Genomic DNA, 10,000 nt, shown 5'->3' with positions numbered 1-10,000 from the left:
TAAAAGAAGAAGTGGATGCTTTAATCTTACTACGCTTATCTTGGTTAGGTACTTCTGTAGCTATTCTAGCAGGTGCTATTGGTGCTGGTGTAGAAAACCCAGAGCTTGTTCGTAATATTGCTTATGGTTACAGACAGAAGCAAAGATATAATGAAATTGAGAATTTATAAATTTTTAGAAAGTATTTCTTTTTTATGTCGTTCGCGAGTGAAAGCTTGTGAACGTCATTTTTTTGTTTTAAAAATTTTGTTATTAATCATCGATCTAATATCTATCAAAAAATATATTACTAACATAAACACAACTTTTACAAACATAAGCACATTAATTTTATAATAAGAAAACGCTATCATATATTTGTAAGATTAAATACTTTACTTATAAATAAGGGAGAGTATCACATGAATAAAACAATTGCGTTAGCAGGTACATTTGATTCAAAGGGAAAAGAGTTTCTGTACGTAAAAGATTTAATTGAATCATTGGGTTTCCAAACACTCACTATTCATACAGGTGTATTCGAATCAGCATTTCAAGCAGATATTTCGAATGCGGAAGTAGTAGAAGCAGCAGGTTATACAATCGAAAAGATCGTTGCAGATAAAGACCGGGCTAAAGCAACTGAAGCACTAGCCAAGGGAATGGAGTCTTTACTTCCTAAATTATATGAAGAAGGTAAGTTTGATGGTGTCTTATCATTTGGTGGTACTGGTGGAACCTCGATTGTTACACCAGGAATGAGAGCATTGCCCATCGGTGTTCCTAAAATAATGGTTTCAACGGTTGCGTCAGGAAATACGCAGCCATATATAGGAGCTAGTGATATTATTATGATGCCTTCTATTGTAGATGTAGCTGGTTTAAATGAAATATCGACGACAATTTTTAGTAATGCTGTATTTGCTATAACAGGCATGCTGGATTTTAAAGATAAAACAAAAATTGAGCAAAGTGAACATAGAAAGCCTCTAATTGCAGCATCTATGTTTGGAGTTACAACACCATGTATTAATCACGCTAAAAGTTATTTAGAAGATAGAGGATATGAAGTTTTAATATTCCATGCTACTGGAATCGGTGGTCAAACGATGGAAAACTTGATATTAGAAGGATTTTTCGATGGAGTTCTTGATATAACAACAACAGAATGGGTAGATGAAATTGTAGGTGGTGTGCTTAATGCTGGTCCTCATCGGTTAGAGGCTGCTGCCACTTCTAGAACACCCCAAGTAGTTTCTGTAGGTGCACTTGACATGGTTAATTTTGGCCCATATAACTCTGTTCCAGATGAATTTTTTGATCGGAAATTTTATAAACATAATCCTACTGTAACGTTAATGAGAACGACACCAGAAGAGAACAAAAAAGTAGCGGAAGTAATTGCGACGAAGTTAAATCAAGCACAAGAAAGCACTGCCTTATTATTACCTTTAAAAGGTGTGTCAGGTTTAGATGCTAAAGGACAAGATTTCTATGGCCCCGAAGAAGATCAAGTTCTATTTAATACATTAAGAGAAAATATTAATCCTAATAATGTGCAACTATTAGAGTTAGATATGAATATCAATGATCCACAATTTGCGGAAGCTGCTGCAGAGAAGTTAATACAATTAATCGAGCAAAAAAAAGGAGAGAAGTAATATGCTTTCAAGAAAAGAAATTTTAGATCGATTTAAAAAAGAAGTATCAGAAGGAAATATATTATTAGGCGTTGGTGCAGGGACAGGTATTACAGCAAAGAGTAGTGAAGCTGGTGGCGCAGACATGTTGATCATCTACAATTCTGGACGATATCGCATGGCTGGTCGTGGTTCATTAGCTGGATTACTTTCATATGGTGATGCGAATGAAATTGTTATGGAAATGGGAAGAGAAGTTTTACCTGTAGTCGAAAACACCCCTGTTTTGGCTGGGGTAAATGGAACGGATCCGTTTAGAGTGATGGATGTTTTTCTGAAACAATTAAAAGAACAAGGATTTACGGGTGTTCAAAATTTCCCTACAGTTGGTTTGATTGATGGTGTATTCCGACAAAATTTAGAAGAAACAGGAATGGGATATGACTTAGAAGTGGACATGATTCGGAAAGCAAATCATTTAGATATGCTTACAACACCATATGTTTTTGATGAAGAACAAGCAACAGCTATGGCAGAAGCTGGTGCAGATATATTAGTTGCACATATGGGCTTAACTACAAAAGGAACGATTGGAGCCCAAACTGCATTAACACTTGATGATTGTGTAGAACGTATTCAAAAAATAGTGGCGGCTGGAAAATCGATTAATCCTGATATCTTAGTGATTTGTCATGGTGGGCCAATTGCAGATCCAGAAGATGCGGATTATGTGATTCAACGAGTAGAAGGAATTGTAGGCTTCTTCGGTGCTTCAAGTATTGAGCGATTCGCTGCTGAAAAAGGTATTAGAGAACAGTCAGAGGCATTTAAACAAATTAAAAAGTAATGCTCCAAAAATAGAATTCCGAAATATTATACAAAAGGAACATAACCATGTACAAAAATACAGTTATGTTCCTTTTTGTATTTTAACAAACAACACATACATCACATTTCTTCTATTCATGTATAATAAAAATACAGATAAAAATTATTAAATGGAGTTTGATTACTATGACCTCAGTACAATCAGAAATCATCACACGATTAAAAAAACAAATTAAAACAGATCGACACATTATTGGTGTTGCTGCGGGATCGGGATTAACTGCAAGGTATGCTGAAGCCGGTGGAGCTGATTTTATATTAGCTTTAAGTTCTGGTTATTTTCGACAAAGAGGTGTAAGTTCACTTGCTGGTTATTTAGCAATAGCAAATAGTAATCAAATTGTTATGGACTTCGCTAGAAAAGAGATCATACCTGCAATCAAAGAGATCCCCACCATATTTGGATTATCTGCAACAGATCCTATGATTCATTTAGAAAGTTATATTAAAGAGATTAAAGAGAATGGTTTCGCTGGGATTAATAATTATCCAACAATTGGACTTTTCGATGGAGAATTCCGGAAAGGATTAGAGTCACAAGGAATTACTTTTGACAGAGAAGTACAAGCGATTGAAATAGCTAATAAACAAGGACTTCTCACAGTTGCATTTGTGTTTAATACAGAACAGGCAATTAAAATGATTCATGCCGGTGCAGACATTATTTGTGTTCATTTGGGTTTGACATCTGGTGGAATCTTGGGTGGAAGGCAAATTAAATCTTTGCAAGCAGCAAAAAAATTAGCGGTTTCTATTTTTGATGCATGTAATAAAGTGAATCCAGAAGTTATTAAAATGGTATATGGGGGTCCCCTTAATAAACCGATTGATGTACAGTTTATGTATGATGACACAAAAATAAATGGCTTTATTGGTGGATCTGCTTTTGAAAGAATACCAGCAGAGCAAGCTATTTTAAAAGTTACTGAATCGTTCAAGTCTACTTTGGATATTCATTATGACGCATTAATACAAAAGATAATCGATGGGATTGGGTCTAATGAAGATTATGTAGATTTTGTTAAGGAGTATATTCAATTACATTACAATGAAGAGATAACTTTAAATGAATTATCAGAGATTTTGAATTTAAATAGATCTTACTTAAGTACACTCTTCAAAAATAAAGTTGGTGTACCTTTTCAATCGTATCTCGTTCAATTCCGCATGAGTAGAGCATGTGAAATAATAAAAGAAGAAAAGGTATTATTAAAAAATGTAGCAGATATGGTAGGTTACACAGATTATGTACATTTCAGCAAAATATTCAAAAGAACAAAAGGGATGTCTCCAAAAAACTATGCGAATAAATATAAAGTAAGTAAATCTTATGATCGAATGAAAAGTTGATCCTTACTAAATGCATTTTTTGTAAACGCTTAATATATGGTTGATTATTTATTTAAATATTATGTACTTATGGGGAAGCAATTGTTATGATGTAAATAGATTGTGAAAAAATTAACAATCGTTTGTTAGCATTTTTTCTTTTGTGCACGAAAGGCTTCTATCTCCCTCAATCAATACGTTGAATAAACAATCTAATAGACGATTGTAAAGGAAAATGAAGGAGGACTAAAAATGAAAAATGTTTTTATTTTAGGTGGCACAGGTTTACTTGGTTACCACACAGTTAGAGAGTTATTAAGGCGGGATTATACAGTATCTACCGTTTCTTTACCTCCTATGCCTACAGAAGATTTGTTACCAAAAAAGGTTGCATGTCAATTAGGTGATATTAATGATATGACCGATGAAGAAGTCCTTGCTTTACTAAAAGGGAAAGATGTATTTATTTATGCGGCTGGTGCGGATGAAAGAGTGGTTCCAGAGATTCCAGCTGCTAAGTTCTACTATGATGCAAATGTTGTTCCTACACAAAGAATGGCGCGCTTAGCAAGAATGTCTGGAGTGAAAAAGTTCGTTATTTATGGCTCTTACTTTTCTCATTTTGCAGAGCAATGGACCGATTTAGAATTAGATAAACAACCTTATCCGAGAACTCGACTATTACAAGAAGAAGTTGCAATTTTAGAAGGAGAGGGTGAAATGGATGTTATGTCTATCCGTTTGCCATATATTTTTGGTACCATGCCGGGTCGGACGCCACTTTGGTCTATGTTCTTGCCTGAGATTCAAGGGAAAGATGTTGTTCCAGTCTTAAGTGGTGGGACAGCAATGGTTACCGTTCAACAAGTAGCAGATGCAACGATCGGAGCTATAGAATTTGGTGAACATGGTGGAAAGTATGCTATTGGTGGTACAAATATGAAACACCAAGAGTTTTATCAAATTATTGCAGAGTTATTAGGGCAAAAAGATACAGTGATTAAAGTAGTTCCGAAAGATCATATTAAACCTACTTTAGTGGAATATGATAAGAAACTAGCAGCCGAGGGAAAAGAACATGGAATACATCTAGGTTTAACAGCTGATATTAAAGACCGCGATGCATACCTAGAACCGGATGATACGATGGCTATTTTAAAATATAATCAAGACGATGTCATTGCATCTATAAAAGAAACCATTAAAGTTTGTATCGATAATTCTAATTGAACATTTAGATGAAGTTTTTCCTTGCAAATTTGAAAGATTTTATCAATGCATTGTTATAAAATAGAGTACAAGCCTACACCTAAAATGGTGAGGCTTTCTTTTTTTGTGTAGTTAATCAATCAATTGCAAAATGATTTTGCAATTTGCAACCAAGTGATTGCAAGATAACATGCAAGCATTTGGTCTTGGTGGTAATTGAAACGATTACTTATAATAAAAGTGAGGTGGAGATAGATGAACAATCGCGCGCGAGATCTTGTTTTACTATTAACAGAGAATGACCTTTTATTTACCATTAAAGAGCTAACTAAGCACTTTTCTGTTAGTCAACGTAGTATCTATAATGACTTAATGGAAGTGGATGATTTTTTAGATAAACATAAACTTCCTATGTTGCAACGTCAAAAAGGAAAAGGTGTATCGTTGCAGCTTACGAAGAATGAGCTACAACATTTAAAATCGCTTCTTGATCAAGAAGAATTTATTTTTCATACACCAGAAGAAAGAAAATACTCTGCCTTACATTTCTTATTAATTCAACAGAGCTATGTAACGATTGACCAAATCTCAAATTTTCTTAAAGTATCAAGAAATACAGTCATTAGTGATATGAAGCATTGGAAACAGTGGTTTCAAGAACATGAATTATCACTAATGTCCTATCCTTACAAAGGCTTGAGAGTAGAAGGAAGAGAGTTATCTATAAGAAAAGCATTGCTGGCAGTTTTTCGAGAGGAAAAAAGAAACCGTATTCACATGACCAACACCGAGCAGTCTATCTTAAATGAATTTCTTTCCATTCAAGAAATCAATCACCTTGTACGTATAGTCAGAATGGCAGAACATAAATTACAAATTATTATTTCAGATCACTCGTATTTCAGAGTTATTCTTCATCTTGGTTTAGCGATCAATCGAGTGAAACAGAGACGAATGTTAGGAAGGGATGCAATCTCAGATCGGGTTTTAGCAACGCGGGAATATGAGATAGCATGTATAGTTAAAAAAGAAATTAATCGTGCATTTGGAATTAGTTTTCCGGAAAATGAAGTGATGTATTTTGCTTCGCAGCTAGTTAGTAGTAGTTTGCAGGATACGAATCAATATGGTAACACAAATGAACAGTGGCTTCCATTACAAATGGTAACCCGGACGTTTATTGAAGAACTTGAATCTATTTTTCATGTTTCATTTATAGAGGATGAACAGTTGTTCAATGGATTAATGGCTCATCTTAGACCTGCAATATACCGACTTAGTAATGGAACATCCATTGATAATCCTGTGTTGGATGCAATAAAGGAAAATTATCATTATGTTCATAATCATGTCATGCAAACAATTCCTATAATAGAAGCTCAATTAGGTGTTGGCTTTAATGAAGATGAAGCTTCTTTTATAACGATGTATGTTACAGCTGCTTTAGAAAGGCAAAAGAAACGAACAAGAAGAAAACCAGTTGTCATTATTGTGTGCGATACCGGAATGAGCACATCACAAATGTTAGCAACACAATTAAAGAATTTATTTCGTATAAGAGTACTTGGGGCATTTCCGGCTAGACAAGCTTCAGAAATCGTCGAAGAAGAAATAGTTGATTTAGTGATCACAACAGTCCCATTAACATTGCAGGAAATACAAGTAGTAAATGTAAATCCTATTTTGTCAAAAGAAGATATTAAGAAATTAACTTTGCTATTAGAAAAGTTTGAGGGGCATGAATTGCTTGTGTTCGACATTTTGAAAATTATAGAACCTTACTGTACGATTCATGATCCGAAAGCACTTCAGGAAAAATTACAACAATATTTTCAAAATGAAAAAACAAAGTTACCAAATCTGGAGAGGAGATCACATCCTGTGTTAATTGAAGTTTTAAATGAAAATCTAATAAAAACACAAGCAGAAGTACAAGACAGAGATAGTGCAGTTAAATTAAGTGGTGAATTACTTCTAAAAAACAATCTTATTGAAGAAAAATATATTCAAGCAATGCTTGATAATGTAAAAGAAAACGGTACGTATATTGTGATTGCGCCAGGTATAGCGATGCCGCATGCCAGACCAGAATATGGTGCGAAAGATATTGGCTTTAGTATTGTTACATTAAAAGAACCAATTGTATTCGGGCATCGTACAAATGATCCTGTTAGAATTGTCATTGGATTATGTGCAATTGATCATGAGACTCACCTAACGGCTTTATCGGAATTAGTAGGTGTCTTAAATCAAGAAGAGAAATTGGAAGAAATACTAAATGCTAAAACAGCAGAAGATATCATGCGAATTTTTAAGGGGGATAAGTAAATGTATAAAATAGTGACAGTTTGTGGAGCAGGCGTAGGGAGTAGTATGATGCTTAAGGTATTCGCGCAACAAATTTTATCAAATGAGGGTGTAGAGGCAACTGTAGATGCATCTGATATCGGCTCTGTTAGTGCTGATGATTATGATATTGTAATTACCACATCTGATTTTGCGGACATTTTAAGAAACTCAAAAGCTAAGGTTGTCAAAATAGATAACATGATGGATAAAGAATTTTTAAGAACAGAATTAGTGAAAGTAATTAATTAATCGTATTTGTAAATATTTTACGTCCTGTAATGCTAATTTTGGATTATGGGAAGAATAATTAATGTCTATGAACATTTTATGTAACTATGACTTTAGTCAATGACTATTGCAATGCGATAAAAAGGGGAGAGCAGCCAATGGATTTTCTTATGTATCTCATTAACAATATATTCAGTCAGGCAGTATTTGTAATTGGAGCTGTCGTATTAGTTGGTTTATTAATACAACGAAAGAGCTTTGATTCATTAGTTTCATCTACAGTTAAAACAATGATAGGATTTTTACTTATTAACACTGGTGCGCAATCACTAGGAGTTTCCTTGCTCCCGTTGCAACCAATGCTTAGTAAAGTATTTCAGTTAAATGCGGAGATTCCTACACTTGAAGAAGCGCAAATGGAGAGTTTTGTAGAGATAGGAACGGAAATGGCATTGATTTTCGCATTAGGATTTATTATTCATATTTTATTTGCACGCATAACACCATTTAAATATGTGCATTTATCTGCACATGTATCTTTTTTCTATGCAGGATTAATTGCAGCTTTACTTAAATTTGGTACAAACATGGGATTTATTCCACTTGTATTAACAGGTTCTCTTATTCTAGGTTTTTACTTAACATTTACTTGTTCATATGTTGCACCTTTAATGAAGAATATAAAAGGCGGAGAAGGATTTACTTTAGGTCACTCAAGTTCCAGTGGTGTGTGGATTGCAGCGAAACTTGGAGGTTTATTAGGTAATAAGAAAAACGATCTAGAAGACATTAAAATACCAAAAAGCTTAAATTTCCTAAGAGAAATGACCATTGCATTGACAGTTATTATGACGCTATTATTCTTAGTTGTATCACTTATTTCTAATCCAGCTTGGGTAGCAGATAATATTAGTGGAGGAAGAGATATTGTTACTTTCTCTTTACTAAATGGTTTACAGTTTGGTTTATGGATTACCATTATTCTATCTGGGGTAAGGATGTTGTTGGCTGAAATCATCCCAGCTTTCCATGGTATTGCAGATAAATTAATTCCGAATGCCAAGCCAGGTTTGGATGTACCGTTATTATTCCCAAATTATCCGACTTCAGTAATCGTTGGTTTCTTAACTAGTTTAGTAGCTGGATTTGTAGGAATGTTCATTTTAGCAGTAGTTGATTACCCAATAGCGGTCTTTCCAGCATTAATACCAACATTTTTCACAGGTGCAGTAACTGCCATTTTCGGTAATTCGACAGGTGGAATTAGAGGTGCTTTAATCGGTTCATTCACGAATGGTCTAATCCTAATTATAGGGCAAGCATTATTACTTCCGCATATAGGTTCTTATGGCTCTATCATGCGTATTCTTAGTGAAACAGACTATGCTCTATACGGGCCATTAATGGGTATGCTGTTGAAGCTGATTGGAGGGTAATGGTTTATGAAGCAACTCGCCCTTTATCTACCATGTTGCTATCCTAATGAAGATCGATTTTTTAAAATCTTAGATTTAATGGAAACATACAAGGTGGATGTCTTAGAGCTTGGCATTCCGGTAACAGACCCCCACATGGATGGTGCGGTTATTAAAGAAAGTCATCAGCAGGTATTAGTCCAAGGATTTGATAGAACGTATTTAAATCAAATCCTCATGAAGATTAAAGAAAAATACACATTTAAAGTTGTTCTTATGACATATAAAGAAGGATTAGATAATTATGATCTATTCACTATCGATAGTCAGTTAATTGATGGTATATTGTGCGTAGATCAAGAAATTACGTTTGAAGATTATCCAATGCCTATCCAGCTGTATAATGAAACGATGTCAAATCAATTATTAGAAGAACAGCTGAAGAATAATCGCGTATTTGCCTATTGTATGAGTGGTGCTGGAAAAACGGGGAGCTTTAACCAAGTACCTACAAATTACATTGAAACAATAAAACGAATTAGAAAGTATAGTAATCTACCCATTTTTGTTGGGTTTGGGATTAAAGACGAACAAGATGTTGCTAGTGTGTATTATAATGGTGCAGATGGTGTAATTATTGGCTCTTTTTTTGTGAAAATGATTGCAAGCGAATCCTTAGAAACTATCAATTCATATTTAAAAAGTTTAAAAAATGTTTCATTGTAACTATATAAAAGTAAGTGAAGAAAGGTGGGGAATAAGTTCCCTGCCTTTCTTCATATAGTTAAAAGATGTTGTGATTGGATTATCTCCTTCTATAAATAACTATAAAATAATTATTTCATAAAATTCATACTATAAATTTAAAAATATACTTTCTTTAAAAAAATAATTCTTTTGAACTGAAAAAAGGGGAAAATAATCGGTTTTTAATGATTTTTTATATTTTAAAGTTTAAAAAGT

The 10,000-nt window shown here is 33.9% G+C and carries 8 protein-coding genes; all 8 read left to right on the top strand.

The window, feature by feature from the left end:
• The first annotated feature begins 401 nt into the window (after positions 1 to 401).
• The 8 genes from HLX49_RS10140 (at position 402) to trpA (ending at position 9,763) form a co-directional block, all read left to right on the top strand.
• Positions 402 to 1,640, top strand: a complete 1,239-nt coding sequence (locus HLX49_RS10140; protein WP_296361665.1) for a Tm-1-like ATP-binding domain-containing protein — start codon at positions 402 to 404, stop codon at positions 1,638 to 1,640.
• A 1-nt stretch (position 1,641) separates the two neighbouring features.
• Positions 1,642 to 2,466, top strand: coding sequence for a phosphoenolpyruvate hydrolase family protein (locus tag HLX49_RS10135; RefSeq protein ID WP_296361663.1), 825 nt, complete (start codon positions 1,642 to 1,644; stop codon positions 2,464 to 2,466).
• Positions 2,467 to 2,633: 167 nt separating this feature from the next.
• Entirely contained in the window at positions 2,634 to 3,857 is a 1,224-nt protein-coding gene (locus HLX49_RS10130; protein ID WP_296361661.1) for a phosphoenolpyruvate hydrolase family protein, read from the top strand.
• 231 nt (positions 3,858 to 4,088) lie between these two features.
• Positions 4,089 to 5,066, top strand: a complete 978-nt coding sequence (locus HLX49_RS10125; RefSeq protein WP_296361660.1) for an NAD-dependent epimerase/dehydratase family protein — start codon at positions 4,089 to 4,091, stop codon at positions 5,064 to 5,066.
• A gap of 234 nt (positions 5,067 to 5,300) precedes the next feature.
• Positions 5,301 to 7,373, top strand: a complete 2,073-nt coding sequence (locus tag HLX49_RS10120) for a BglG family transcription antiterminator (protein ID WP_296361657.1) — start codon at positions 5,301 to 5,303, stop codon at positions 7,371 to 7,373.
• On the top strand, positions 7,374 to 7,643 hold the full coding sequence (locus tag HLX49_RS10115; RefSeq protein WP_296361655.1) for a PTS sugar transporter subunit IIB: 270 nt from the start codon (positions 7,374 to 7,376) through the stop codon (positions 7,641 to 7,643).
• Between the two features lie 137 nt (positions 7,644 to 7,780).
• On the top strand, positions 7,781 to 9,058 hold the full coding sequence (locus HLX49_RS10110; protein WP_296361653.1) for a PTS ascorbate transporter subunit IIC: 1,278 nt from the start codon (positions 7,781 to 7,783) through the stop codon (positions 9,056 to 9,058).
• A gap of 6 nt (positions 9,059 to 9,064) precedes the next feature.
• Positions 9,065 to 9,763: a tryptophan synthase subunit alpha gene (trpA, locus tag HLX49_RS10105; protein WP_296361651.1), complete on the top strand. Its 699-nt coding sequence runs from the start codon at positions 9,065 to 9,067 to the stop codon at positions 9,761 to 9,763.
• Positions 9,764 to 10,000 lie beyond the last annotated feature (237 nt).

It is taken from the genome of Virgibacillus sp. (assembly GCF_013393565.1).
In the GTDB taxonomy this organism is placed as follows: Bacteria; Bacillota; Bacilli; order Bacillales; family Amphibacillaceae; genus Virgibacillus; species Virgibacillus dokdonensis.
This window is presented reverse-complemented; position numbering and strand designations above follow the sequence as displayed.